This is a genomic window from Luteimonas gilva (assembly GCF_005239095.1).
Taxonomy (GTDB): Bacteria; Pseudomonadota; Gammaproteobacteria; order Xanthomonadales; family Xanthomonadaceae; genus Luteimonas_C; species Luteimonas_C gilva.
The window spans coordinates 491,687-515,988 of sequence record NZ_SZUA01000003.1 but is presented as its reverse complement, the minus strand read 5'-3'; the positions used below and the strand labels follow the sequence as shown (position 1 = coordinate 515,988).

The window sequence follows — 24,302 nt, the reverse complement described above, 5'->3', positions numbered from 1 at the left end:
GAACCGATTCCGGGCAGCCTAACCTGTCTAGAGTTATGCTTGCCTCCTGACCCGCCGGAGGCTCCGCCATGCACGCCCAGGCCGATTCCCGCGCCACTCCGATCCATCGCTGGTTCGACAAGTACGCCGAGGACCACCGCAATCCGACCAACCAGACGATCCACGTGTTCGCCGTGCCGGCGATCCTGTGGACGATCGTCGCGCTGTTGTGGTGCATCCCCTCGCCCGGCACTTGGTTCCGGCCCGGTTTCTGGGCCGCGCTGACCATGTTCGCGGCGTGGATGTTTTATTACCGCTCCTCGCGTTCGCTCGGCTTCGGCATGCTGGCGGTGTTCGTGGTCATGGCCTGGTTCACCCGCTGGCTGCACAACGCCTACGGCACCCAGGCGCTGCTGATCGCCGCGATCGTCGTGTTCGTCGTCGCCTGGGTCGCCCAGTTCGTCGGCCACAAGATCGAAGGGCGCAAACCCAGCTTCCTGACCGACATCACCTTCCTGCTGATCGGGCCGGCTTGGGTGGTGGCCAAGCTGTACAACAAGCTCGGCTGGAAATATTGACCCCCTCACTTTTGGGGGGAGCGGCTTTAGCCGCGAGCTTTTAGGAAGAGCTCGCGGCTAAAGCCGCTCCCACAAATATTCGCTTCTCGCGAGACCGCATGTCCTCCCGCGATCTTTTCTATCTGCTGGTCATCTGCATCGCTTGGGCCGGCAGCTTCCTCGCTTCGGGCTACGGCCTGCAGCAAATCCCGCCGATGATGTTCGCCGCGCTGCGGCTCGGCCTGCTGGCCTTGGTGCTGATCCCTTTCATCAAGCGGCCGCCGGCCGGGCAATGGCCGTTGTTGCTGGCGCTGGGCCTATGCAACGGCACCTTGAATTTCGCGCTGAGCCTGTGGTCGATCCGCTTGGCCGGCGATCTGTCGTCGCCGGCGATCATCCAGCAGTGCTATGTGCCGATGTCGGCGCTGCTGGCTTGGCTGCTGCTGGGCGAACGCTTCGGCTGGCGCACGGCGTTGGCGATCGGGGTCAGTTTCGCCGGCGTGCTGGTGCTGGGTTTCGATCCGATCGTGCTCGACCGGCCCTTGTCGCTGGCATTGATGCTCGGCTCGGGCTTCGTGCTCGCGCTGGGCACCATCGTCACGCGCAAGCTGCAAGGGCTGGATGCGATCAGCGCGCAAGGCTGGACCGCGGCGATCGGCGTGCTGCCGCTGCTGTTCGCGAGCCTGATTTTCGAACCCGGCGCGACCACCGCCGTGGTGCGCGCCGACGCCTGGGCCTGGGTCAGCGTGGTTTACGCCTCTCTGATCTCTTCGCTGCTCGGCTACGGTTTGTACTACGTGCTGGTGCAGCGCCACCCGGTCGCGCAGATCACGCCCTATCTGCTGCTGTCGCCGGTGCTCGCGGTCGGGCTGGGCATCGCGTTCTGGGGCGATCGGCCGGGCCCGAAACTGCTGATCGGCGGCGCGATGGTATTGGGCGGCGTGCTGCTGATCGCGCTGCGGACGCGCGCCAAGGCGCGCACGCCGGCGCCGGCCAAGGAAATCTAGGTTTCGCGCGAAGCGAACATGTCCGCGGTCGGCCGGAACGGCCGCGGCGCGTAACCGAAATCGCGCTGCGCCGGCCCCGCGTCGAAAACCAAATCGCTGCGCATCCGCGCTACCGCGGCTTCGCCGAAGCCGCGCGCATGGCCGGCGGCGTGCGCGGCGGCCAGCAACAGGTTGAACAGCGGCGACGGCAGTTCGAACAGGCGCGGTGGCGGCCGCAGCACGGCCAACGTGCGCCGCACCATCTCGCGATACGGCAGCGTTTCGCCGCCGGGCAAGGCATAGGCTCGGCCGTGCGTCCCCGGCGCGCCGACGACGGCATAGGCGGCGACGGCCAGATCGCCGACGTGCGCCGGCTGGCGCAAACCGACCGCGCCGCGCGGCAGAGCGAAACGGCCGAAACGTTGCGCGGTGCGCGCGATCCGGCTCAAGGTCATATCGCGTCCCGCGCCGTAGACCAAGGTCGGGCGCAGCACGGTCGCACCGGTACCGCGCGCTTGCGACGCGTCGAACAGCACCCGTTCGGCTTCGCGCAGGCGCGCGGCGGTTTCGCGCTCGGCCGGGTCCGACGAACCGCGCTTGACCTCGACGCTGGTGGAGCCGAAGGCGATCACGCGCGGCGTTTCCAGCGCGGCGCGAGCGTACCAATGCGAGAACAGATCGAGCGGTCCGCAGCTGAATACCGCATCGGCGTGGCGCGGCAAACCCGGCGTGTCGTTCAGATCGCCCTTCAGCCATTGCAGGCCGGGCTGGTCGGAACGATCGCCGCGCGAGACGGCGATCACCCGCCAACCGTCGTCGTGCAACAGGTCCAGCAAAGGCAATCCGATCTGGCCGCTGCCGCCGAACACGAGCGCGGTGCGCATCAGCCGCCCTGCGGCCGCAACGCGACCCGCAACCAAGCCAGGCCGGCCAAGGCCGCTACCAAGGAAGCGGCGAGCACGCCGATCACGCTTTCGGTATAGCGCACCGCATCGTTCGCGAAAGCCAGCGAAGCGATGAACAAGCTCATCGTGAAGCCGATGCCGCACAGCAATCCCAAGCCGAGCATCGCGCCCAGCCCCATGCCGTCCGGGAAACGCGCCAGGCGCAGGCCGCGCATCGCCAGCGCGGCGGCGACGATGCCCAGCGGCTTGCCCAACACCAAGCCGAGCGCGATGCCCAGCGGCAAGGGCGAGAGCAAATCGTCCAATGCGATGCCGCCGAGCGCGAGTCCGGCGTTGGCGAAGGCGAAGATCGGCAGGATGCCGAACGCGACCCAAGGATGCAGCGCGTGCTCGAGATGTTCGAGCGGCGAATGCTCGACTTCGTCGTCGATGCGGTTGCGCGGATCCACGTGCGGAATCATCAATCCCGTGGCGACGCCGGCCAAAGTCGCGTGCACGCCGGACTTTAGCACGCACACCCACAGCACGACGCCCAGCAGCAGATACGGCGTCAGCGCCTTCACCCCGCGCCGGTTCAGCACCCACATCGCGAAGAGCGCGACCGCGGCGCAAGCCAAGGCGACCAACGACATGCCGTGCGAATAGAAGATCGCGATGATCAAGATCGCGATCAGGTCGTCGACCACGGCGATCGTCGACAGCAGCAGCTTCATCCCCAGCGGCACGCGCGAACCGAGCAAGGCGAGGATGCCGAGCGCGAAAGCGATGTCGGTCGCGGTCGGAACCGCCCAGCCGCGCAGCGCATCGGCCTGGCCCTGGTTGAGCCACCAGAAAATCGCCGCCGGCACCGCCACGCCGGCGACCGCGCACACCATCGGCAAGACCAATTGGTCGCGGCTGGACAACTGCCCGCTCAGCGTTTCGCGTTTGATCTCCAGCGCCACCAGCAGGAAGAACACCGCCATCAGGCCGTCGTTGATCCACAGCAACAACGGCTTGGCGATCGCGAAGCCGCCGATGCGCACTTCCACCGGCATGTCCTGGAACGCCAGATACAGCGATTGCAGCGGCGAATTGGCGCAGACCAAGGCCAACAGCGCGGCGCCGATCAGCAAGATGCCGCCCGCCGCTTCCAACCGGAAGAATTCGCTCAGCGCGCGGACGGCGCGCCTGGGCAAGGCGCGCACGGGACGCGGGTTCGGCGGCGAGTCGGACATGGCCGGCATTGTAGCCGCCGCCTCGTCCGCTCAGCCGCGATGGCTGATCCAGAGTTCGAACGCGAGCCAGGCGAGGAAGGCCACGAACAAAATGCCGCCTTCCTTGCGGCTGATGCGCAGGTCGCCGCGCAGCATCGGATACAGCGCCACCGCGAAGGCCAATGCCGCCGGCAATTCGAAGCGTACGAACGAAGCCGGCAACGCCAGTTCGCCGGTGCCGGAAAACGCGGCCATGCCGCCCAGGATCAGCAACAGATTGAACAGGCTGGAACCGATCACGTGCCCGGCGACCATGCCGCCGTGGCCGCGCCGTGCGGCCGCGATCGCCGCTGCCACCTCGGGCAGGGCGGTGCCGATCGCGACCACCAGCAAGCCGGTCAGCATCGGTTCCATGCCCATCGCCAGGCCGATCGTCGGCGCGTGTTCGACCACTATGCGCGCGCCGAAGAACAGCAGCGCGATCGCGATCGCGAAACGCACCAAATTGAGTCCCAGGTTGTCGCTGGTGCGGGTGAACGCGGCGATCGCGTCCTGCACCTCGGGCGCCTCGCGGCGCGTGCGCGCCAACGCGAAGGCCAACACGGCGACGAAGGCCAAGATCAGGATCAAACCTTCCCAACGGTTGAGCGCGCCGTCCAGGCCGAAGCCGATGACCGCGACGCTGCCGACGATGAAGCACAGCAGCAGCGGCGCCAATGCGCGCCATCCGACCAGCAGCGGCGCCGTCAGCGCGGCCAAGCCCAGGGTCAGGCCGAAGTTGGCGACGTTGCTGCCGACCGCGTTGCCCAGCGCCAGCGCCGGGTTTCCGGTCCAGATCGCGCGCGCGTTGACGGCCAGTTCCGGCAGCGAAGTGCCGAAAGCCACCAACAACAGGCCGGCGACGAAAGGCGATGCGCCGAAGCGTTGCGCCAGCCCCGAAGCGCCCTTGACGATGGAATCGCCGCCGAGCGCGAGCAGCACCAGGCCCAACACGAAAAACGCCAGAGCTTCCGCCATCGCCGTTGCCTCCCCAGGTCGGTTCCGGCCGATTCTATGCCATTCGCCGTGGAGGGGTCGGCTAGCGGCTTTTAGCAGAGTCGAGCCTCGCTCGACTGCTCTTTCGTCCCCGTGCCAGGAAAGCAAAAGCGGTCGAGCAAGGCTCGACTCTACAAAATCGCCTAAGAACAGCCTTCGACGTAATCGACCTGCGGCGGCACGCCCACGCGCCAGGACGTGACCTTGCCGGCGGCATCGGTCTCGAACACGATCGCGCTGGCGCCGTCGTTCGACTTGATGCGCAAGTTCTTGCCGCCTTCGACGTACTTGTGCGGCTGCTCTTCGACGCGGCCGGCATAAGCGGTCTTGATGTCGTCGACGCTCATGCCCACTTGCCCGCCGCCGGGCGCGACGTCGGCGATCGTTTCCACGTCGTAGCGCACGAACTTGCCGTTCTCGAACATCAACGCGGGCCAGCCGGCGCCGTCCGTCTGTTTCGGGCGCAGGTAGTAGCAGGCGTCGGCGGACGCTCCTTCCAGTTCGCCGTCCCAGCCGCGCTTGACTTCTTCGGCGCTCATGCCGAAGCGCGCTGCGCCATAACCCTCGTAAGTACCGGGCACCGGCGCCGGCATCGGCGTGGCGGGCGGCGCGGTCGCCGGCGGCACATCTTCCGCAGGCTGGTCCAAGGGCTGCTGCGCTTGCGCTTGCTCGGCGCCGGCGCCGTCCTGTGGTTTGCGCTCGGCATTGCAAGCCGACAGCCCCACAATCAGCGCGGCCAGGACAGGAAGGGATGGCTTCATCTCGTTCGCTCCGGATCGGTCGGCGACAGCCTAAGCGAAGCGGGTGAACGGACCGCGAAAGCAGGAATCGTGCCACTGTCATGACAGCTTCATGCGCCGGCCTTAGCGTCGCCGCCTCATGAGTGCCGCGGCCATGCACCCACACAAGACCGAAAAAGCGCACAGCGCCTTGCGCGACCGTCCCGCGGACGTGAGCGTGCTCGAGCGCCGGATCCTGATCCTCAGCGACGGCAGGCGCGGCGACGAGGAAATCGCCGACTTGCTCGGCGCGCAGGCGCGCGACGCGCTCGTGCGCCTGTTGCGCGAAGGCTACCTGTACGATCGCGACGCGGCGCCGGTGATGCCGGCGGCCGCACCGCCCGTCGTGAGTGAGCCGCGCGAATCGCCGGGCGCGGCGCCGGCTTCCTCGCGCCGCTCGATCGCCGCGGCGAAGATGTACGTCATCGACATGCTGCAATTGCAGCGCGGCCCCGAAGCCGCCGCGATCGCCGCCGCCGTGCGCGTCTGCCGCGACCAGGACGAACTCGCCGCGCACATGCTGCGCGCGCTGCGCTTCATCCACGGCGCCGCCAATTCCAGCCTGAGCCGGCGCGTGGCCGACCGGCTGGCCGAGATCATGCCCGAGCAATACCTGCCCGAGCTCGACGTGTTCCGCGACGCCTTGTTCGGCGACCGCACCGCCGCGCAGCCCGGGTAAGCGCAGCGCACCCGGGACGCCATACGGCCGTATCGCGACAAACCCCGGGTGCGCTGCGCTTACCCGGGCTACGGTCGCCGCTCTTCTTCGTCTGAGAGAGTCGAGCAAGCTCGACTCTACGGAGCGAAAGCTAGCCGGGCGGTATGAAATGCTTGCGCAAACCGGCCCAGCATTGCTGGTAATCGCGCTGCCGATGCGCCGCGTCCAGCGCCTGCCGGGTCGGGCTGATCACCGCCCGCGTTTCGAACATGAAAGCCATGGTATCGCCGATGACGTCCGGCTTGGCCAGGTCGGCATGGGAGGCTTTCTCGAACGTGGCCGCATCCGGCCCGTGCCCGCTCATGCAGTTGTGCAGGCTGGCGCCGCCGGGCGCGAAGCCTTCGGCCTTGGCGTCGTAGGCGCCGTGCACCAGGCCCATGAATTCGCTGGCCACGTTGCGGTGGAACCACGGCGGCCGGAACGTGTGCTGCGCCACCAGCCAGCGCGGCGGGAAGATCACGAAGTCCATGTTCGCCGTGCCGCGCGTATCGCTGGGCGAAGTGAGCACGGTGAAGATGCTGGGGTCGGGATGGTCGAAGCTGATCGAGCCGATGGTGTTGAAACGGCGCAGATCGTATTTGTACGGCGCGTAGTTGCCGTGCCAGCCGACCACGTCCAGCGGCGAATGGCCGATCTTCGCTTTCCACAGGTTGCCCTGGAACTTGGCGAGCAGTTCGAAATCGCCTTCCAGATCCTCGTACGCCGCTTTCGGCGCCAGGAAGTCGCGCGGATTGGCCAGGCCGTTCGAACCGATCGGGCCGAGGTCCGGCAGGCGCAGCTGCGCGCCGAAGTTTTCGCAGACGTAGCCGCGCGCTTCGCCGTCCAGGAGTTCGACCCGGAAGCGCACGCCGCGCGGGATCACCGCGATCTCCTGCGGCGCTACGTCTAGAACGCCCAGTTCGGTCGCGATCCGCAGCGCGCCCTGTTGCGGCACGATCAGCAGTTCGCCGTCGGCATCGTAGAAATAGCGGCCTTGCATCGAGCGATTGGCGGCATACAGATGGATGCCCACGCCATGCTGCGCGGCGGGATAGCCGTTGCCGGCCATCGTGTACAGGCCATCGACGAAGTCCACCGGCGTGTCGGGCATCGGCAGCGGATTCCAGCGCAACTGGTCCGGCGGCACCGGTTCGTGGCCGAACAAGTTGTGGAAGCGCGGCTGTTCGTAAGCCGCGAAAGTCTCGTGCATCGCCGCGGGCCGGATCCGGTACAGCCAACTGCGCCGATTCTCGCCGCGCGGCGCGGTGAACGCGGTGCCGGACAACTGTTCCGCGTACAGCCCGTGCGCGACTTTCTGCGGCGAGTTCTGGCCCTGCGGCAACGTTCCCGGCAAGGCCTCGGTGGCGAATTCGTTGCCGAAGCCGCTCATATAGCCGTTCGGGCGCAACGCCGCGGCGTCGCGCTGCGGCATGCGGATCACATCGTCGTTGCTGGCGGTGTTCATGGCGTTGGCTCTTCAAGCCCCTCTCCCGCCGGGAGAGGGGTTGGGGTGAGGGTTCGGGGTCCGAGGATGTTCAAGATCGCATCCAGAACCCCATCGATGTTCAACAGGACGTCGGTATCCCAAAACCTGACGACCTTCCAACCTCTAGCTTCCAAAAACCGGCTTCTTCTCGCATCGCTTTCCGGAGTGTGCTGAGACCCGTCCAATTCGACAATGAGCCCGGCTCCCACGCAACAAAAATCGGCTATGTACGGCGGAATCGGATGCTGGCGGCGGAATTTGCGGCCCTCGACCTGACTGCCCTTCAATCGCCTCCAGAGCGCAGCTTCCGCATCCGTCTGGCCGTGGCGCAAGCGGCGCGAAATGGAGGCCGTCCGGCTTGGAAGAGGTGGTTTGATCGTCGGCATCCCAAGAGATTGCCGCGGCCTTCATCGCTCCTGTTATCGGATTAGCCACGATCTGGAATATCGTCGTACTCCGAACCCTCACCCCAGCCCTCTCCCGGAGGGAGAGGGGACTCAAGCATCACAGCACGCCGCGCTTCATCTGGTCGCGCTCGATGCTCTCGAACAGGGCCTGGAAATTGCCCTCGCCGAAGCCTTCGTTGCCCTTGCGCTGGATGATCTCGAAGAAGATCGGGCCGATCGCGTTCTGGGTGAAGATCTGCAGCAATTTCCGCTGGTGCGTTTCCGGATCGGCGTCGATCAGGATCTTGTTCTTCGCCAACCGCGGCACGTCCTCGCCGTGGTTGGGCACGCGCTGGTCGATCACTTCGAAATAGGTGTCCGGCGTATCCAGGAATTCGACGCCCTGCGCGCGCATCGCTTCGACCGTTTCGTAGATGTTGTCGGTGAAGCAGGCGATGTGCTGGATGCCCTCGCCCTTGTACGCGTCCAGGTACTCGTTGATCTGCGACTTCGGATCGCTGGATTCGTTGAGCGGGATGCGGACGATGCCGTCGGGCGCGGTCATCGCCTTGGACACCAGGCCGGTCTTGGCGCCCTTGATGTCGAAGTAGCGGATCTCGCGGAAGTTGAACAGGCGCTCGTAGTAGTCCGACCACTTCTGCATGTTGCCGAAGTACAGATTGTGGGTCAGATGGTCGATGAAGGTCAGGCCGAATCCGCGCGGATCCTGCACCGCGCCCTGCACCGGCAGGTAGTCTTCGTACACGCTGCCGTTGCCGCCGTAGCGGTCGACCAGGTACAGCATGCAATCGCCGATGCCCTTCACCACCGGCGTGCCGACGGCTTTGGTATTTTCCTTATGGTCGATCGCTTCGCCGCCGTTGCCGAGCACGGCCTTGAAGACTTCCGCGCCGGGCTTCTTGAAACGGATCGCGAAACCGCAAGCGCAAGGCCCGTGCGCCGCCGCGAAATCCGCCGCGAACGAATCGGGATCTTCGTTGACCAGGAAGTTCACGCCGCCCTGTCGGTACACCGTGATCGGCCGAGTCTTGTGGTGCATGACGGCGCTGAAGCCCATCTTGCGGAAATAGTCGTGCAGCAGCTCGCCCTGGCCCGCGGGCGCGGCGAATTCGACGAACTCGAAGCCGTCGATGCCCATCGGATTTTCGAAGGTGGTGACTTGCATGCCGAGATTCGGCTGAACGGTCGTCTGCGGTTGCGCGTTCATGGGAAACTCCTGTTGCGGCGCGGCTTGCGAAATGCGTGCCAACGTTATAGTTTCATCTGAAACCATTTGCAAGGCGCAACGCAGCATGACGGATCGCACTGCCGAATCGCCCCGCTCGGGCCCCGCCGCGGCCGCCGCCGAGCCGTCGATCGGCGCCGCCCACGCCGTGCTGGAGCTGGAGCGCTTCCTGCCCTACCGCCTGTCGGTGCTGTCCAACCGGGTCAGCGGGATGATCGCCCGCATCTACACCGAGCGCTTCGCCCTGGGCGTCACCGAATGGCGGGTCATGGCCGTGCTGGGCCGCTATCCGGACCTGTCGGCCAACGAAGTGGCCCAACGCACCGCGATGGACAAGGTCGCGGTCAGCCGCGCGGTGGCGCGCTTGATCGAATCCGGCCGCTTGCAGCGCGACACGCACGGCGACGATCGCCGCCGCTCGGTGCTGCGGCTGTCGGAAGGCGGCTACCGGATCTACGACGAAGTGGCGCCGCTAGCGATGGCGTTCGAACGGCGCCTGCTCGGCGATATGAGCGACGAGGAGCGGGCGATGTTGTTCCGCCTGCTGGACCGGCTCGACGAGCTGGAATTCCGCGCCGAATCCGAAGCCGGCGATTGACGCCTCGGTTGTCGCCGGCCACTCCACCGCTTTCGTCGGACGCGATTTCGTAAAGCGGGCTTGCCGGGCTGCTTGCTCCCGCCGGATTCGCATCGCGGCGAACCAAGCCATCGCCGTCGACCTCTGCTTGAATGGGAGAGAGTCTGAAAAGCAGCCGGCGAGTGGTGCAATCGAGCCCGCAAGCCGCGCCTTCTTCCGCCCGTTGGGACGGAGGAAGGCGCGGAGGTGACTGCCGCAGGCTGCGGCAGGACCTTACTGCCTGACCGCAACGACCGACAAATTGCGATAAGGAGCGGCTCCGCCCAAACGCAGGTAGTAGGTTCCAGCCGCGGGGTTCGCCAGAGTGACCGACTCGGTGTTGCCCGGTTGCTGCGAGCGGCCATCGTAATCGTCCGCCGTCGGAATCCGCTCGCGCGCGACCAATAGGCTTACGTCGCCGATACCGCCATAGCTGCGCAGCGTCAAACTGCGGGTGCCGGCTTCGACCGTGAACTTGAAGAAGACGTTCTCGCCCCCTTCGCCGCCGGCACCCGAGAACGGGACGCGATTGGTCAAGGGCAGGGCGATCGCGCGCTCGTCGTATCCCTTGGCGGCGGCGCTCACCGCGGCGGCCGCATCGACGATGCCGGTGCCGATCGGGGTCGTGGGCGAAGGCGCCACGCCGAACGGCTTTGCGGTGCCCTTGAGCAAGGCCTTGACCTGGCTCGGCGCGAGCGCCGGATGGCCGTTGGCGACAGCCGCGCTCTGCATCATCGCGGCGATGGCGGCCACATGGGGCGAAGCCATGGACGTACCGGCCATGCCGAGCATGACATCGCCCTCCGGACTCGGAACGGGGGTGGTGGTACCGCTGTTGCCGGTGGACCAGATGTAGCCCGCCTCGATGGGATCGTAGGTGCCGCCGCCCGGCGCCGCGACGCTCACGCTCGTTCCGTAATTGCTGTAGAAGGTGATCGCGCCGTAAACGTCCGTTGCCCCCACCGTCACCACGCCGCTGCAGCTTGCCGGACTGTGGCCCGATGCGTTTTGCCCGCTATTGCCCGCAGCTACGATCACGCTGACGCCGCGACCCAAAGCGGCGTCTATCGCCGCCTGCGTCGCCGGATCCATCGAACAAGGAATATTGACTCCAAGGCTCATGTTCAGCACTTCGGCGGGCGTAGGATTGTCCGGCACGCCATCGACGCTGCCGCCGGACGCCCAGACGATCGCATCGACGATGTCGGACGTCAGTCCGCCGCAATGGCCCATCACCCGCACCGGCTGCACTTTCGCGCGATAAGCCAGGCCCGCCACGCCGAGACCATTGTTGGCCACGGCGGCGATCGTCCCCGCCACATGCGTGCCGTGCCAGCTGCTGTTGCTGACCACCGGGCACCATTCGGACATGCTCGCGTCGGTCCAATCGCCGGGATCGCTGGCATCCGCATCGCGGCCATCGCCGTCGCCTGCGATATCGGGATAAAGGACGCCGTCGATTTCCTGGCCGTGCCAACTGATGAAGTCGTAGCCCGGAAGCATGTTCGCCGACAGATCCGCATGCTGGACTGCGCCGGTGTCGATCACCGCCACGATCGCACCCTCGCCGGCCGTCACGTCCCATGCCAGCGGCGCATTCACGCCGCCGACCGGATCGTGCATATCCCACTGCAGATCGGCATAACGCGGATCGGTGGGCACGGTTTCGAGAGGGCGCTTGATGTAGTCCGGCTGGGCCCAGGCGACCCGCGGATCGCTGCGCAACTGGGCCAGGAAGCGGTCGGCTTGGACGCGATCGAGCGGCGTCGAGCTGGCGACGACGTGGCCACCCAGCGCGGTGCGCCTAACCTGGCGCAGGGTCACTGTCTTGCCGGATACGGCGCTCACCCCGGCCTGCCGGGCGGTTCGGGTGAGATGCGTGGAAACAACGGAGGCATCGGCCGCGCCTTCCCGATATTGAACGATGAATCGGTCGAACCGGGTCTGCCGCGACGGCGCGGCTTTCGCATCGGCAGCGGTCGGGGCAGGCTGCACTCGGAGCGGCAATTGGGATGGGCGGGAGGCCGCCGTCGCGGCCATGGCGCAGATCGCGATGACTGATCCGTATGCTGCGGATCGGAATGTTTTCATGGTGTGGTGTCCTGAATAAGGGAGGATCAGAGATCGACGCCGAAGCCGACGCTCGCCGAGCTTTCGTCGCTGGCGAAGGCGCCGCCGAGACTGAAGGAGGTTCGACCGATCGACTTCGAGTAGCCCACGGAGAGCGCGCCCTCGCTGCCCTGCCAGCCCATGCCTACGGCCAGGCGTCCGCGCGGGCTGCGGCCGTTCGCGGCGTTGATCGACATGCCCATCATGGCCGAGCTCATTGCTCCGATTTTGTCGATGCGCTCGTCCTGCTGGTTCAGCCGATGGCCGACGTTTTCCTCCAGCGCCTCGAACTGGCTGCTGAGCGCGCCGAAGCGCTGATCGGTATAAGTCTTGGCCGAAGACAAGGCCTGCGACGAGGCGCTATCGGCATAGCGCTTCGACGATGCGAGCGTCGCCGCATCGCCGGCGTCCATCTGCCGCTTGTTCACGGCGTCGGTGGCCGCGCTGCCATCGGCGACGTTGCGCACGCGGGTACCGCCCTCTCCTTCGAGCGTGAGCGATCCCTTGCCTTCGTCGTCGTACACGATGCCGGCGCCCGGCGCACCGGGCGTGCCCGGTTGGCCTGGAGGTCCAGGCGGCCCCGGAGGACCCGGCGGACCATCGGGGATGTCGTCGATGTCGTTTTGCAGGTTCGTCAAGCGCGCGTCCACCGCGGCGAACGCCGAGCCGATATCGGAATAGTCGAGGCCTTGGATCGTGTAGACGGGCGGCGTCAGCACGCCCCCGACCAAAGCCGCACCGCCGCCGAATATCGGAGCGAACTGACCCAACTGCGCTACGTTGACGGCATCGTGGTCCTCGGTTCCGGCCGCGACATTGATGATTTGGCGCTGGATCGCCTTGCGCCACAGGTCGCCGTCTTCGCCGTTGCCGTACCAATCCTCCGAAGCGCCGACGGAGACGACGTTGTCGCGGTCGGCGTGGGAACCGGAGCCGATGGCGACGCTGTTGTTTCCGGACACCAGGCTGAACGATCCCAGCGCAACACTGTCCTCAGTGTACGCCTGCGAGAAATTGCCGATGGAAACGGCACGGTGAGCCTGCATCGGATTGAGGTCGCCTTGGGCATTCCAGGGCCCGCAGATGTCGCATGGGGGTTCGTTCGGATCCGGCGCCTTGGGCAGGTATCCGCCGGCGACGGCGTATTCGCCGACCGCAACGCTGGCCGTGCCGTGCGCGACGGAATGGAATCCGGTAGCCACCGAGAAATCGCTGTACGCCTGCGCAGCGCCGCCGACGGCCACCGACATCTGCCCAACGCCCATGCTGCCCGGACCGACTGCCGTCGACACCGGACCTACGGCTCGCGCGGAAGGTCCGACAGCCAAGCTCGAGAAGTTGGCATAGGTGCCTTGTCCGAGCGCAGTGGCGTCCACGCCTTCGGCAGTTGCGCCGGCGCCGACCGCCGTCGAATCCCGGCCCAGGGCGCTGGCCGTGACCCCCATCGCCATCGCGCCGAGCCCGTCCGCGTGGGACCACGCGCCGACTGCCGTCGAAAAATGGCCGACCGCCTGTGCGCGCAAGCCGATGGCGCTGGAGATTTCTCCGGTGGCCTCGGCTCCGGCGCCCAGCGCCAGCGATGCGGTGCCGCCCGCATTGGCGCCCGGACCGACCGCGGTCGCATTCTCGCCGTTGGCCGTGGTCACCATTTCCAACATAGGCGGCGGCGGCAAACCGGGCGCGGCGTTGTATTCCGGCAAGACCGTATAGCCGCCGAGGGCGACCGACGACAGGCCGCCGCTGCTGACGCCGTAGCCGATCGCGGTGCTGAAATCGCCCAACGAGGTCGCTAGATGCCCCATGGCCAGCGAATGCGCGCCCACGGCGAAGCTGCTCGAGCCGACGGCCGTGGCGAAGTCGCCCAGCGCCAGCGCGGCGTCGCCGCCGGCGGGATCGCCGACGCTGTCGAAATACTGGTCCGCGGCCTCCAGGCCCTGGATGTCAGCGGTTTCTTCCTCCTGCTCCGCCTCGGCCGACGCCGAACTGTCCGCATCCACCTCGATCTGGTCGAGCTGGGCGGCGCGGACCCGCGCCGAAGCAGGGGCATCGGCGGACCGTGCCGGGGGCTCGCCCTCCGCCGCGAGCGCCGGCTGCGCCACGAACAATTCCAGCGCCGCAGCGATGCCCAGCGCGAGCGTTCCGCGTACGAGCGCTGCCCGCCAGGCGGTGCGGCGAGCGGGAAAACTGGATACTGAAATATCGGCATGCGGACGCATGCCTCCTAAGACCGGGTTCATCGGTGTCTCTACTCCACGTTGGGATTCGTCCGGCGGGGCCGAGGACCGGCCCGCCCGCTGTGCCCGATGTCTGCCATCGCGCATCCCGACGTTCTCCGCCCGAAGTGCGCGGAGTCATTCCTGTCTCTTGTGAATTGCGTGACGTTTCGATGAAACGTTTCAGGATCAAGGAGTTGGTGACGCCGCAGCCCGAGGCTTGGCGGTTTTGAGCAACGCCGGGATGTGGCGCTCCCCGGCGATCAGCTCCGCCTCGCGCAACGATCGCTTCCATAAATCGGGCGGCCCCATGGCGTGGAACAGCCGCACCTGCAATATCGCCGCACGAAAATCGGCCTGCGTCCATGGCGCCGTCCGTCCGACGATCTCGGCGGCTTCGCTCAGCCGACCCCGCTCGATCAGCCAGGTCGCATAAGCGGACGCCGCCTCGACGATCTCGTGCGGCACGCCATCGCGCTCGGCGTGCCGCATGGCTTGCAGGTAGAGCGCGTCCGCGGCGGCGTCCCGTCCGAGGCGGCGCAGCCTGATCGCGGCCGACAGTTTGTCGGGCAGCGCGCCCATGGCTTCCGCGGATAGCTCGCCGGGCCGGAACGAGGACGGCAGGTCCGCCGCCAATGCCGCCTGCTCGCGGCGAAGCTTCATCCAGCTCCGAAGCGGATCGCGCATTTGCGCCCACCGCTCGAGCGCGGCGTCAGCCAAGGCCGTCGCAGTCGCCGGATCGGCCGATTCCAACGCCAGCTCGACCTGGCGCAACGCGTAATGCTGCAATTGGCCCTCGGTCGGGCGCGTATCCTCGCGCGGAGCGCGCAGCAGCGCTTCGGCTTCGCGCAAGCGGCCGGTGTGCATCAGCACTTCTGCGCGATTGATGTCGATCATCGCGCGCTGGGCCGGGTCTGCCGCTTTGTCCCGCAATGCCCACAGCCGCTCCGAGGCGGCCCATGCCGGCTCCGCCTGCAGCAGATCCAGATGCGCGCTCACCAGCATCGTCCGCGCGCTCAGCAGCTCATTGACCGCGCCCAAGGCCTCGAAATCGTGCGCGGCCTTGCGGAAGTACCCCAAAGCTTCATGCGGACGATTGCGGCGACTTTCGAGATGGCCCAGATTGCTGTCCACGCGCGCGACGCCGATCGCATCGCCCGTCCGCATCAGCTGGATCCTCGCTTCGCCCAGATCACCCCGCGCGCCTTCGACATTCCCTTGCGCAAGCCGGGCGACGCCGCGTCCCGCCCTGGCTTGCGCCCATTCGGACGGATGGCGCGCGGGATCGATCAACGCGATCGCCGCATCGAAGCTGCGCTCGGCATCCGGATAGCGGTCCACGCGGATCTGCATCGCGCCGCGGCTGTTGAACAGGCGCGCCCGGAAACCCGCATCGCGCTTGCCCTCGGGCGTTTCCAGGAGTTCGGCGAGCTCCTGCAGTGCGGTTTCGTATTCCCCTTCGCGAAAGCGCAGCTGTACCCGCTGATAGCGCCATTGCGCCTGCTTCGGTTCCGGCATCGAATCCAGCAGCGCCTTGGCGGTATCGAGCTGATTCGACAAAAGGGCCGCCTGCATCCGCCGCAGCCGCTCGTCGGCGACGAGCCCCGAACCGACATCGCCGTCGGCGGGCGGATACCCCAACGCCGCCAGCAATCGATCGCAGGCGATCCGAGCCGCTTCGAACAGATCCTTCGCCTCGCCCTGTCCACGCTGGCGGATGCCGTTGTCGTCGGCGGCCACCAGGCTCACCTTCCAGACGCCGTCGCTGTGCGCGGCTTCGCTTTCGATCAATATCTGCGCCTTCGAGAGTTCGCGCAGCGAAGCCGGATCATTCTGCTGCCGCCTCTGCAGCAAGAGCAGCGTGCTCTCGCTCGGAGGTATCCGCAGCCCTGCCGCCCGGAGCCGCTCGGCCACGAAGTCCATGAGGCCCAGCCGGACCCATGCCATGTCCGCTCCGCTCCGCACTCGCGCAGGCAACACCAGGGTGGGCGCATCGCGTACGCCATCCGGATTCGGAGACGACCAAGGAGTCAGCAGCAAGATCGCCGCCAGTGCCGCCAGCCCCCCGGCAAACCATGGCCACCTTCTGCCTGCGGAGCGTGGGACGGAAACGGAGGGCTCGTTGGCCGTTCCCGCAACGATCGCGCTCACCTCCATGGTCCAGCGAAAACCGAAACGCTGAATGGTGCGGATGCTCCGCTGCTCCTGGCCATCGTCGCCGATCGCCCGGCGCGCGCGCACGATCACCTGGCCCAGCTGCGAATCGGAGACGTTCGTGCGCCCGAACACCGCGGCAGCCAATTCGTCGCGGCCGACCGCGCGATCGCGGTTGAGGATGAGGTAGCACAGGCAATCCAGCGCGCGCCCGGACACGGCAACCGGCTCGCCGTCGCGGAACAACGTCCGCTTGGCGAGATCGAGAGTGAATTGTCCGAAGCGGAAGACCGGTGCCTGCATGGATACGACGGGATCCCGCCCGGGCTACTCGACGCGCGCCGCGGAATTGTGCCATGCGGCCCGTCGCCCAGCGGTTCGACACTAGCCGTTGAACTGCAACCCCTCGCTCGCGAAAACCGTTAGGACTGCGCTGGCGCCCAGCGCTTGAGGAAAGCCAGGAACTTGTCGCGATCGTAACCCTTGCCCTGCTCCAGCGCGCCGGTGAATTGCGAGTGCAGCAGCTTGCCGTCGGCGTCCAGCACGAACAGGTGCGGGTAGCCCTTCGCTTTCGGGAATTTCGACAGGAACGTGACGTTTTCGTTCTCTTCGCTGTAGTTCACTTTCATCCAGACGAAGTGCGCGTCGCGGTAGGCGCGCACGGACGCGTCGTTTTCGACGAAGGCATCCATGCGTCGGCACCAGGCGCACCAATCGCCGCCCACGTCCAGGACGATGCGCTTGCCCTCGCGCTGCGCGGCCAGGGTCGCGGTGCGCAGATCGTCGGCAGGATCGCGCCGGGGATCGAAATCGGCCGCCAGCACCTTTTCGGCCTGGACTACGGCAGGCGCGCTCGGCGCCGGCGCCGCGTTCTGCGCGGATTTCTGTTCGGAACCGCAGCCGGCGGCGAGCGCCAGCCCCAAAATCAGCGGCGTCCAGCGGACGCCGCGCGCCGTCTTCTTCATTGGCCTTCTATCGCAATGTCATTTCACGCCGTGCATCAACTTGCTGATCAGCGGCGAAATCAGGAACAACAGGACGCCCGAACCCACCAGCGCCCAGAACCCGAACGTATAGCCGGTATGCGCCGATTCCACGGTCATGCCGGTTTCTCCACTGACGATGCCGGCGAAGATACCCGACAAGTTGTTGCCGATGCCCGTGGACAGGAACCAGCCGCCCATTCCAAACCCGACCAACCGTACCGGCGCGAGCTTGGTGACCATCGACAAGCCGATCGGCGACAGGCACAGCTCGCCTACCGACTGTATGACGTAGACCATGAACAGCGTCCAGAACGGGATCTTGAACGTGGTCGGATCGACCAAGCGGGACAGCGCGAACATCAGCAGCAGGAAGGCCAAACCATTGAAGATCAGGCCCAGGCTGAATTTGCGCGAAATCGACGGCTCCTTATTGCGCCGCCCCATCCAGATCCAAATGAAGGCCAGAACCGGCGCGAGGGTAATGATCGCCAGCGAATTCACCGACTGGAACCAGGCGTTCGGGAAAACGCGGTCGCCGGTGATCGCCATCACCAGCGATTCGGACCACCCGCTGAAGATATCGCGATCGACGATCTTGTCCGAGAGGAAGCTGAACGAGCTACCCGCCTGTTCGAAGAACATCCAGAACAGGATGTTGAACACGAAGATGACCAGCATAGCGATGGTCATGTCGCGCTGCACCTTGCCCTCGCGAATTCCTTCGACGAGCAGAAGCGCGCACAGAATGAGGAACATGGGCAGCAGGACGAACCAGTTGAGCGGTTCGGCGCCCATCGTCAGCAGAAAATATACGACGGGGATCGCGAGCAGCGCGCCGACGAAAACGTATAGAACCTTGCGCTTATCTGCGTTGCCCGGCGGCCGGCCGATGCCTTGCAACTGGCGGCGGCCGAACCAGAACCATACCAGGCTGAACAGCATACCCACGCCGGAAGCGATGAACACGACTTTGTAAGCGGGCATCCCTTCGTCGCCGAAGATTTTCTGCGCCAGGATCTGCGTCAGGATTGGGGCGGAGAACGCCCCCAGGTTGATGCCCATATAGAAGATCGTGAAGCCGCTATCGCGCCGCGGATCGCCTACCCCGTACAGTTTGCCCACCATCGTGGAGATGTTCGGTTTGAACAAGCCATTGCCGCAAATGATGGTCGCCAATCCCAATTGGAATATTTGTTGGTTCGGCAACGAAATCATGAACAACCCAGCCGCCATGATCACCGCGCCGAGCAGAATCGATCGCTGGTAGCCCAGGACCCGGTCGGCGACGTAGCCGCCGAAGATCGCCGCGGCGTAGACCAACGCCAAGTAAGCGCCGTACATCTGGTTCGCCGGCTTCTCGCCGGTACCCGAGCCGTCGTAGAACTGCGCGACGATGTAGTACACCAGCGCCCAGCGGATGCCGTAGAACGCGAAGCGTTCCCAGAATTCCGTCATGAACAGCATCCACAAAGGCTTGGGATGCCCCAAACGCTGGTCGAACGTGGGCGGCTGGGTGCCGGCGCCGGAGGGCGCTGCGAGCGGCGGACCCGCCGGTTCGGCGGCGTTCGGAACTTGGGCGCTCATGCGGAAGAATCCCCTGTGTGGTTGCAGACGGCGGCAAGGTGTACCCGCCGCGAGGGGGATACGTCAAACCCATTGGACCCTCGGATGGGCCAATGATTCATGCTGCGCCGCAGCAGATCGATTCCAGATTCGCGATTCGAATATGCCTTGAAGCCCTCTCCCGCATGCGGGAGAGGGGGAGGCAAGCCGGATCGCAGCGTGCCGCGGGGCTACGTAAGTTCGAACGCCGCCCGCAGCAATCGTGGAAACTCCGGATGCGCTCCGCGCAGTTTGTCTTCCGCATCGGAAAGCGCACACCAACTCAAAACGTCGTGCTCTTGCGGTTGCAGGTTATGCGGCTCGCCCGACCAGTCGGTCACCGCGTACAGCCGCAAGCGCCACGGGTCGGGCGCGCTGCCCGAAAGCTCGCCGAGCGCGCGCATCCGCAGCGGCGCGATGCCCAGCTCTTCGCGCAATTCGCGAGCCAATGCGGCTTGCGCATCTTCGCCCGGCTCGATATGGCCGCCGAACACGTCCCAAGCGCCGGGCAGCCATGCGCGATCCGCCGCGCGCCGGCCGAGCAGCAGCTCGCCGCCGCGCACCAGCACCGCGCCGACGCAGTCGTGCACGGTTACTTCGGCTCCGACGCGCCGGAATAGCCGCCGCCGATCAGCGTGCGCACTTCGAACAATTCGGGGAAGAAGGTCAATTCCAGCGCCTGCTTCAGGAAGCCGACGCCCGACGAGCCGCCGGTGCCGCGCTTGAAGCCGATGATGCGCATCACCGTGCGCATGTGGCGGAAGCGCCACAGCTGGAATTGGCTTTCCAGATCGACCAGGTCTTCGCACAGATGGTATTCGTCCCAGTGCGCCTTGGTGTTTTCGTAGATCTTCTCGAACACCTGCAGCAGGCGCGGATCGGACACGTGCGGCTTGGTCCAATCGCGCTCCAGGGAGTCGGCGGGAATCGCGTGCCCGCGGCGCGCGAGGAAGCGCAGCGTTTCGTCGTACAGGCTGGGCGACTCCAGCGCTTCGCGCAGCGCGCGCGAACCTTGCTCGTCGTGCGCGAACACTTTCAGCATCGCCGCGTTCTTGTTGCCGAGCAGGAATTCCATGGTGCGGTACTGCAGCGACTGGAATCCCGACGAAGGCCCGAGCAGTTCGCGGAACTCCATGTACTCGGACGGCGTCAGCGTCTCCAGCACCGCCCACATCTCGGTCAGCTGGCGCAGCACTTGCTTGCAGCGGGCGAAGATCTTCTGGCAGCGATCCAGGCGGTCGGCGCGCAGATCGGCGATCGCCGCGCGCAGTTCGTGGACCATCAACTTGATCCACAGCTCGGCCACCTGATGCTGGACGATGAACAGCAGCTCGTCGTGGTGCGGCGGATTCGACAGCGGCTGCTGGGCCGACAGCAGCCGGTCCAGGCGCAAATAGCCGCCGTAGGTCATGCGTCCGGACAGGTCGGTATGGATGCCTTCCTCGAGCGGGCGCTGGTTGTCTTCGATGCTCATAACGGGCCTGCTGCAATGCGGCAAACAGGGTAACCGATCGCGTCACCGGGGTGTCATGCCGCCGCACCAGGATTGCGGCACAATCGGCCGGTCGCCGGCCTTCCGCCGCGACCACTTTCGGGGACCCAATCGATGAACGGAATCGCGCGCCGTGCGGCGCTCGCCTTACTGCTTTCCTGCGGCTTCGGGGCCGCGCATGCGCAGTGCATCAACCTGAGCGCGGTCGATACCGCCTCCACCCAGAATTTCGACGCCCTCGCCAACAGCGGCACGACCAATGCGCTGAGCATCGCCGGTTGGTCCATGACCGAAACCGGCGGCGGCGCCCGCGACAACGAGCAATACGCCGCCGACATCGGCAGCAGCAATACCGGCGACACCTACAGCTACGGCGCGGCGGGCGGCATCGAACGCGCGCTCGGCGCGTTGCGCAGCGGCACCTTGATCTCTACCTTCGGCGCGTGCTTCGTCAACAACACCGGCGCGGCGATCGAAGCGCTGGACATCGCCTACGCCGGCGAGCAGTGGCGCCTGGGCACGACCGCGCGCACCGATCGCCTCGATTTCCAATACAGCCTCAACGCGACCGATGTCGCCACCGGCACCTGGGTCGACGTCAACACGCTGGATTTCGTCACGCCCGACACCGGCACCGTCGGCGCCAAGGACGGCAACGATGCGAGCCATCGCGTGCCGCTCGCGGCCAACATCGGCAGCCTGTCCATCGCCAACGGCGCCACCTTCTGGGTGCGCTGGACCGACTCCGACGCCAGCGGCGCGGACGACGGCCTGGCGGTCGACGATTTCTCGCTGACCGCGCGCGGCTCCGGCGGCGGCGGCCAGCCCTCGCTGAACATCGGCGACGCCGGCATCGCCGAAGGCAACAGCGGCGCCGCCGACCTGACCTTCTTCGTGACGCTGACCGCGCCCGCGCCGGCCGGCGGCGTGCATTTCGACATCGCCACCGCCGACAACTCCGCCGTCGCGGGCAGCGATTACGTCGCCAAGTCGCTGACCGCGCAGAGCATTCCCGAAGGCGCGACCAGCTATACGTTCACCGTGTCGATCAACGGCGACACGACCCAGGAACCGGACGAAACTTTCTTCGTCAACGTAACCAACGCGACCGGCGCCGTCGTCGCCGACGGCCAGGGCGTGGGCACGATCGCCAACGACGATCTGACCGTCCTGCCGATCCACGACATCCAGGGCAACGGCGCGACTTCGCCGCTCGTCGGCCAGCAGGTGAACACCACCGGCATCGTCACCGGCCGCAAGAGCAACGGCTTCTTCATCCAGGCGCCTGACGCCGACGTCGACGCCGACCCGAACACCTCCGAAGGCGTGTTCGTGTTCACCAGCACCGCACCGCCCGCGGCCGCCGCGATCGGCGCTTCGGTGCGCGTGAGCGGCACCGTGGTGGAATTCGTGCCGTCGCAGGATCCGTTCCAGTTGCCGCTGACCGAAATCGGCAGCGTCACCGCGATCGTGCAGCTGTCGTCCGGCAATGCGCTTCCGACCGCGATCCCGCTGAGCGAAAGCTTCCCCAACGCGAGCGGCCCGATCGACCAGCTCGAGCGCTTGGAAGGCATGCGCGTCGGCATCGCTAACGCGCGCGCGGTGGCGCCGACCGCGGGCAACGTCGACGAACCCAACGCCAACGGCAGCAGCAACGGCGTGTTCCATATCGTGGTCGGCAATACGCCGCGTCCGTTCCGCGAACCCGGCATCGAAGCCCCGAACCCGGCGCCGTCGGGCAGCAGCATTCCGCCGCTGCCACGCTGGGACGCGAATCCGGAACTGCTGAGCGTGGCCAGCGCCGGCATCGGCGGCGCGCGCATCGATGTGGCCGCGGGTGCGACGCTGACCCACCTGGTCGGTCCGCTCGACTACGGCTTCCGCCGCTACACCGTGCTGCCGGAACCGGCGACGCCGCCGACCGTCGTGCCCGGTCCCGCGCCGGCGCCGGCGCATGCGCCGGAAGACGACGAGTTCACCGTCGCCAGCTACAACCTCGAGCACTTCTACGACGACGTCAACGATCCGGCGATCGGCGAGACCGTGCTGACCACCGCCGCCTACCAGAAGCGTCTGGGCAAGGCTTCGCTCGGCATCCGCAACTATCTCAACGCGCCGGACATCCTGGTGACGATGGAGACCGAGAACCTGAGCGTGCTGCAGACGCTGGCCCAGCGCATCCACGACGACTCGGTCGCCGCGGGCGGCGAGGTGCTGGATTACACGGCCTACCTGTCGGAAGGCAACGACGTCGGCGGCATCGACATCGGCTTCCTGGTGCGCACCACCGAAGTGGCCGCCGGCACGCCGCGCGTGGAAGTGGTCTCGGTGACCCAGGAAGGCAAAAACGCGACCTGGACCGATCCCGCCAGCGGCAACCAAGCGCTGCTCAACGACCGTCCGCCGCTGGTGCTGTCCGCGGTGGTGCATTACGCCGACGGCCGCAGCTTCCCGATCACCGCGATCGGCGTGCACCAGCGTTCGCTGATCGACGTCGACAGCGAATCGCCGTCGGGTTCGACCACCGCCGGCGACCGCGTGCGCAAGAAGCGGCAGGCGCAGGCCGTGTTCCTGGCCAATCTGATCCAGACGATGCAGACCGCCGATCCGCAGCGCCGGATTGCGGTGCTGGGCGACTTCAACGCGTTCGAGTTCAACGACGGCCTGGTCGATCCGATGAACGTCGTGACCGGCTCCCCGACCCCGGACGAACAAACCGCGGTGCCGGGCGACGGCATCGATCTGGTGAATCCGAACCTGATGAACCTGGCGTCGCTGGCGCCGGCGGACCAGCGCTATTCGTACACGTTCGAAGGCAATGCGCAGTCGCTGGATCACGTGCTGGCTAACCAGCCGCTGCTCGATGCGACGGTGGGCGTGGCGCTAGACCATCCGCGGATCAACGGCGACTTCCCGGAAGTCAACCGCAGCGCCGGCGATACGCCATCGCGCCTGTCCGACCACGATCCCATCGTCGCCTACTTCCGCGCCGAACCGGTGTCGTTCGCGGACCTGTCGGCGACGGCGTCGGCCAATCCGGCCAACGTCGATGCGGGCGCGACCATGCACTTCGCCGCGACGATCGCCAATGCCGGCCCGAACGCCGCGGCGTTCCCGGCGATCGGCTTCGCCTTCGACGCCGCGCTGCCCGATCTGGCGGCGGTCGCGCCGAACGGTTGGAGCTGCGACGCGCCGGTGGTGAGCGGTCAAACCACGTCGCTGGCCTGCAGCAGCGCCACGCTGGCGAACGCCGGCAACGCTGCGTTCCAGCTGACGGCCGTCGCGCCGGCGAGCAGGATCGGCCAGTCGGTGGAGATGGCCGCGCAAGCGACCTCGCAAACCGAAGATCCGGATCCGGCCAACAACGGCGCGTCCGCGGAAGTGGCCGTGCAATCGCAGGTCGATCTGGGCGTAGGCGTGACCACCGCGACCACGTCCACTCGCCCCGGCGGCACCGTGAACTTCCAGATCCCGATCGTGAGCAAAGGCCTGTTGGCCGCGGCGCAAGCCAAGCTGACCGTTCGCGCCAACACGCCGAACGGCGTGGTGCAAGCGGCGGCCGGCTGGCAGTGCGTGCGCGACACCGCCGTCAGCACGCTGGTGGTCAACTGCACCCGCGCCGCCGCGATGCCGGTCGGCGCGAACGAGAACTTCCGCCTGACCGCGATCGTGCCGCCGCGCAATGCGCCGGCCGCATTGACGGTCAATGCCGAAGCCAGCTCGTCGGTGCCGGACCGCACGCCGGCGGACAACGTCGCTACGAAGAGCATTCCCGTGAACTGATTTCCGTACTCGCGGGAATGGTTGCAAACGGAAGCGCGGCCGAAAGGCCGCGCTTCTGCTTTTCCTCCCTTTTTTGGGAGAGGGACAGGCCGAAG

The 24,302-nt window shown here is 66.6% G+C and carries 19 protein-coding genes; 5 read left to right on the top strand and 14 right to left on the bottom strand.

Annotated elements, in window-relative coordinates:
• Positions 1-68: 68 nt before the first annotated feature.
• Both FCE95_RS16125 and FCE95_RS16120 read left to right on the top strand, forming a co-directional pair.
• Positions 69-557 carry an Mpo1 family 2-hydroxy fatty acid dioxygenase gene (locus FCE95_RS16125; protein ID WP_137268055.1) on the top strand — a complete coding sequence of 163 codons (489 nt, stop codon included), beginning with the start codon at positions 69-71 and terminating at the stop codon, positions 555-557.
• Between the two features lie 98 nt (positions 558-655).
• Positions 656-1,543: a DMT family transporter gene (locus tag FCE95_RS16120; protein WP_137268054.1), complete on the top strand. Its 888-nt coding sequence runs from the start codon at positions 656-658 to the stop codon at positions 1,541-1,543.
• On the opposite strand, the gene FCE95_RS16115 is transcribed toward FCE95_RS16120, so the two are convergent.
• From FCE95_RS16115 to FCE95_RS16100, 4 genes are all read right to left on the bottom strand, one after another.
• Complete coding sequence (locus FCE95_RS16115; protein ID WP_137268053.1) at positions 1,540-2,406, bottom strand: SDR family oxidoreductase; 867 nt, start codon at positions 2,404-2,406, stop codon at positions 1,540-1,542. The two genes, FCE95_RS16120 and FCE95_RS16115, sit on opposite strands and share 4 nt — an antisense overlap.
• Positions 2,406-3,644: a Na+/H+ antiporter NhaA gene (nhaA, locus tag FCE95_RS16110; protein WP_137268052.1), complete on the bottom strand. Its 1,239-nt coding sequence runs from the start codon at positions 3,642-3,644 to the stop codon at positions 2,406-2,408. Before nhaA ends, FCE95_RS16115 begins: the two co-directional genes overlap by 1 nt.
• 30 nt (positions 3,645-3,674) lie before the next feature.
• On the bottom strand, positions 3,675-4,640 hold the full coding sequence (locus tag FCE95_RS16105) for a sodium:calcium antiporter (protein ID WP_137268051.1): 966 nt from the start codon (positions 4,638-4,640) through the stop codon (positions 3,675-3,677).
• A 161-nt stretch (positions 4,641-4,801) separates the two neighbouring features.
• Complete coding sequence (locus tag FCE95_RS16100; protein WP_137268050.1) at positions 4,802-5,419, bottom strand: lectin; 618 nt, start codon at positions 5,417-5,419, stop codon at positions 4,802-4,804.
• A 133-nt stretch (positions 5,420-5,552) separates the two neighbouring features.
• Between FCE95_RS16100 and FCE95_RS16095 the strand changes: the two genes are divergently transcribed.
• A complete protein-coding gene (locus tag FCE95_RS16095) occupies positions 5,553-6,116 on the top strand; it encodes a hypothetical protein (protein WP_137268049.1) in 564 nt (187 codons plus the stop codon).
• Between the two features lie 130 nt (positions 6,117-6,246).
• Here FCE95_RS16095 and hmgA read toward each other — a convergent pair whose 3' ends face one another.
• The 3 genes from hmgA to hppD all read right to left on the bottom strand — a co-directional run bounded on the left by hmgA (position 6,247) and on the right by hppD (position 9,234).
• Positions 6,247-7,524 (bottom strand): homogentisate 1,2-dioxygenase, encoded by a 1,278-nt coding sequence (gene hmgA / locus FCE95_RS16090; RefSeq protein WP_137268248.1) that lies wholly within the window; start codon positions 7,522-7,524, stop codon positions 6,247-6,249.
• Between the two features lie 71 nt (positions 7,525-7,595).
• Complete coding sequence (locus tag FCE95_RS16085) at positions 7,596-8,006, bottom strand: endonuclease domain-containing protein (protein WP_137268048.1); 411 nt, start codon at positions 8,004-8,006, stop codon at positions 7,596-7,598.
• Positions 8,007-8,124: 118 nt separating this feature from the next.
• Positions 8,125-9,234, bottom strand: a complete 1,110-nt coding sequence (gene hppD, locus FCE95_RS16080; RefSeq protein WP_137268047.1) for a 4-hydroxyphenylpyruvate dioxygenase — start codon at positions 9,232-9,234, stop codon at positions 8,125-8,127.
• Positions 9,235-9,319: 85 nt separating this feature from the next.
• Between hppD and FCE95_RS16075 the strand changes: the two genes are divergently transcribed.
• Positions 9,320-9,850: a MarR family winged helix-turn-helix transcriptional regulator gene (locus tag FCE95_RS16075; protein WP_137268046.1), complete on the top strand. Its 531-nt coding sequence runs from the start codon at positions 9,320-9,322 to the stop codon at positions 9,848-9,850.
• Between the two features lie 252 nt (positions 9,851-10,102).
• Here the strand turns inward: FCE95_RS16075 and FCE95_RS16070 are convergent, their stop codons facing one another.
• The 7 genes from FCE95_RS16070 to FCE95_RS16040 all read right to left on the bottom strand — a co-directional run bounded on the left by FCE95_RS16070 (position 10,103) and on the right by FCE95_RS16040 (position 20,406).
• Positions 10,103-11,908, bottom strand: a complete 1,806-nt coding sequence (locus FCE95_RS16070; RefSeq protein ID WP_189644811.1) for a S8 family peptidase — start codon at positions 11,906-11,908, stop codon at positions 10,103-10,105.
• Positions 11,909-11,985: 77 nt separating this feature from the next.
• A complete protein-coding gene (locus tag FCE95_RS16065) occupies positions 11,986-14,193 on the bottom strand; it encodes a hypothetical protein (protein ID WP_189644810.1) in 2,208 nt (735 codons plus the stop codon).
• A gap of 186 nt (positions 14,194-14,379) precedes the next feature.
• Positions 14,380-16,647: a winged helix-turn-helix domain-containing protein gene (locus tag FCE95_RS16060; protein ID WP_137268043.1), complete on the bottom strand. Its 2,268-nt coding sequence runs from the start codon at positions 16,645-16,647 to the stop codon at positions 14,380-14,382.
• A gap of 119 nt (positions 16,648-16,766) precedes the next feature.
• Complete coding sequence (locus FCE95_RS16055; protein WP_137268042.1) at positions 16,767-17,309, bottom strand: thioredoxin family protein; 543 nt, start codon at positions 17,307-17,309, stop codon at positions 16,767-16,769.
• A gap of 18 nt (positions 17,310-17,327) precedes the next feature.
• On the bottom strand, positions 17,328-18,914 hold the full coding sequence (locus FCE95_RS16050; RefSeq protein ID WP_137268041.1) for a peptide MFS transporter: 1,587 nt from the start codon (positions 18,912-18,914) through the stop codon (positions 17,328-17,330).
• 209 nt (positions 18,915-19,123) lie between these two features.
• A complete protein-coding gene (locus tag FCE95_RS16045; RefSeq protein ID WP_189644809.1) occupies positions 19,124-19,522 on the bottom strand; it encodes an NUDIX domain-containing protein in 399 nt (132 codons plus the stop codon).
• A 2-nt stretch (positions 19,523-19,524) separates the two neighbouring features.
• Entirely contained in the window at positions 19,525-20,406 is an 882-nt protein-coding gene (locus tag FCE95_RS16040; protein ID WP_137268039.1) for a tryptophan 2,3-dioxygenase, read from the bottom strand.
• 132 nt (positions 20,407-20,538) lie between these two features.
• Between FCE95_RS16040 and FCE95_RS16035 the strand changes: the two genes are divergently transcribed.
• Entirely contained in the window at positions 20,539-24,207 is a 3,669-nt protein-coding gene (locus FCE95_RS16035; protein WP_137268038.1) for a Calx-beta domain-containing protein, read from the top strand.
• The last annotated feature ends 95 nt before the right edge of the window (positions 24,208-24,302 follow it).

Excerpts from the sequence above, each read along its gene's own strand:
- FCE95_RS16125 (WP_137268055.1), top strand. The coding sequence starts at position 69 with ATGCACGCCCAGGCCGATTCCCGCGCCACTCCGATCCATCGCTGGTTC.
- FCE95_RS16120 (WP_137268054.1), top strand. The coding sequence starts at position 656 with ATGTCCTCCCGCGATCTTTTCTATCTGCTGGTCATCTGCATCGCTTGG.
- FCE95_RS16115 (WP_137268053.1), bottom strand. The coding sequence starts at position 2,406 with ATGCGCACCGCGCTCGTGTTCGGCGGCAGCGGCCAGATCGGATTGCCT.
- nhaA (WP_137268052.1), bottom strand. The coding sequence starts at position 3,644 with ATGTCCGACTCGCCGCCGAACCCGCGTCCCGTGCGCGCCTTGCCCAGG.
- FCE95_RS16105 (WP_137268051.1), bottom strand. The coding sequence starts at position 4,640 with ATGGCGGAAGCTCTGGCGTTTTTCGTGTTGGGCCTGGTGCTGCTCGCG.
- FCE95_RS16100 (WP_137268050.1), bottom strand. The coding sequence starts at position 5,419 with ATGAAGCCATCCCTTCCTGTCCTGGCCGCGCTGATTGTGGGGCTGTCG.
- FCE95_RS16095 (WP_137268049.1), top strand. The coding sequence starts at position 5,553 with ATGCACCCACACAAGACCGAAAAAGCGCACAGCGCCTTGCGCGACCGT.
- hmgA (WP_137268248.1), bottom strand. The coding sequence starts at position 7,524 with ATGAGCGGCTTCGGCAACGAATTCGCCACCGAGGCCTTGCCGGGAACG.
- FCE95_RS16085 (WP_137268048.1), bottom strand. The coding sequence starts at position 8,006 with ATGCCGACGATCAAACCACCTCTTCCAAGCCGGACGGCCTCCATTTCG.
- hppD (WP_137268047.1), bottom strand. The coding sequence starts at position 9,234 with ATGAACGCGCAACCGCAGACGACCGTTCAGCCGAATCTCGGCATGCAA.
- FCE95_RS16075 (WP_137268046.1), top strand. The coding sequence starts at position 9,320 with ATGACGGATCGCACTGCCGAATCGCCCCGCTCGGGCCCCGCCGCGGCC.
- FCE95_RS16070 (WP_189644811.1), bottom strand. The coding sequence starts at position 11,908 with ATGGCCGCGACGGCGGCCTCCCGCCCATCCCAATTGCCGCTCCGAGTG.
- FCE95_RS16065 (WP_189644810.1), bottom strand. The coding sequence starts at position 14,193 with ATGCGTCCGCATGCCGATATTTCAGTATCCAGTTTTCCCGCTCGCCGC.
- FCE95_RS16060 (WP_137268043.1), bottom strand. The coding sequence starts at position 16,647 with ATGCAGGCACCGGTCTTCCGCTTCGGACAATTCACTCTCGATCTCGCC.
- FCE95_RS16055 (WP_137268042.1), bottom strand. The coding sequence starts at position 17,309 with ATGAAGAAGACGGCGCGCGGCGTCCGCTGGACGCCGCTGATTTTGGGG.
- FCE95_RS16050 (WP_137268041.1), bottom strand. The coding sequence starts at position 18,914 with ATGAGCGCCCAAGTTCCGAACGCCGCCGAACCGGCGGGTCCGCCGCTC.
- FCE95_RS16040 (WP_137268039.1), bottom strand. The coding sequence starts at position 20,406 with ATGAGCATCGAAGACAACCAGCGCCCGCTCGAGGAAGGCATCCATACC.
- FCE95_RS16035 (WP_137268038.1), top strand. The coding sequence starts at position 20,539 with ATGAACGGAATCGCGCGCCGTGCGGCGCTCGCCTTACTGCTTTCCTGC.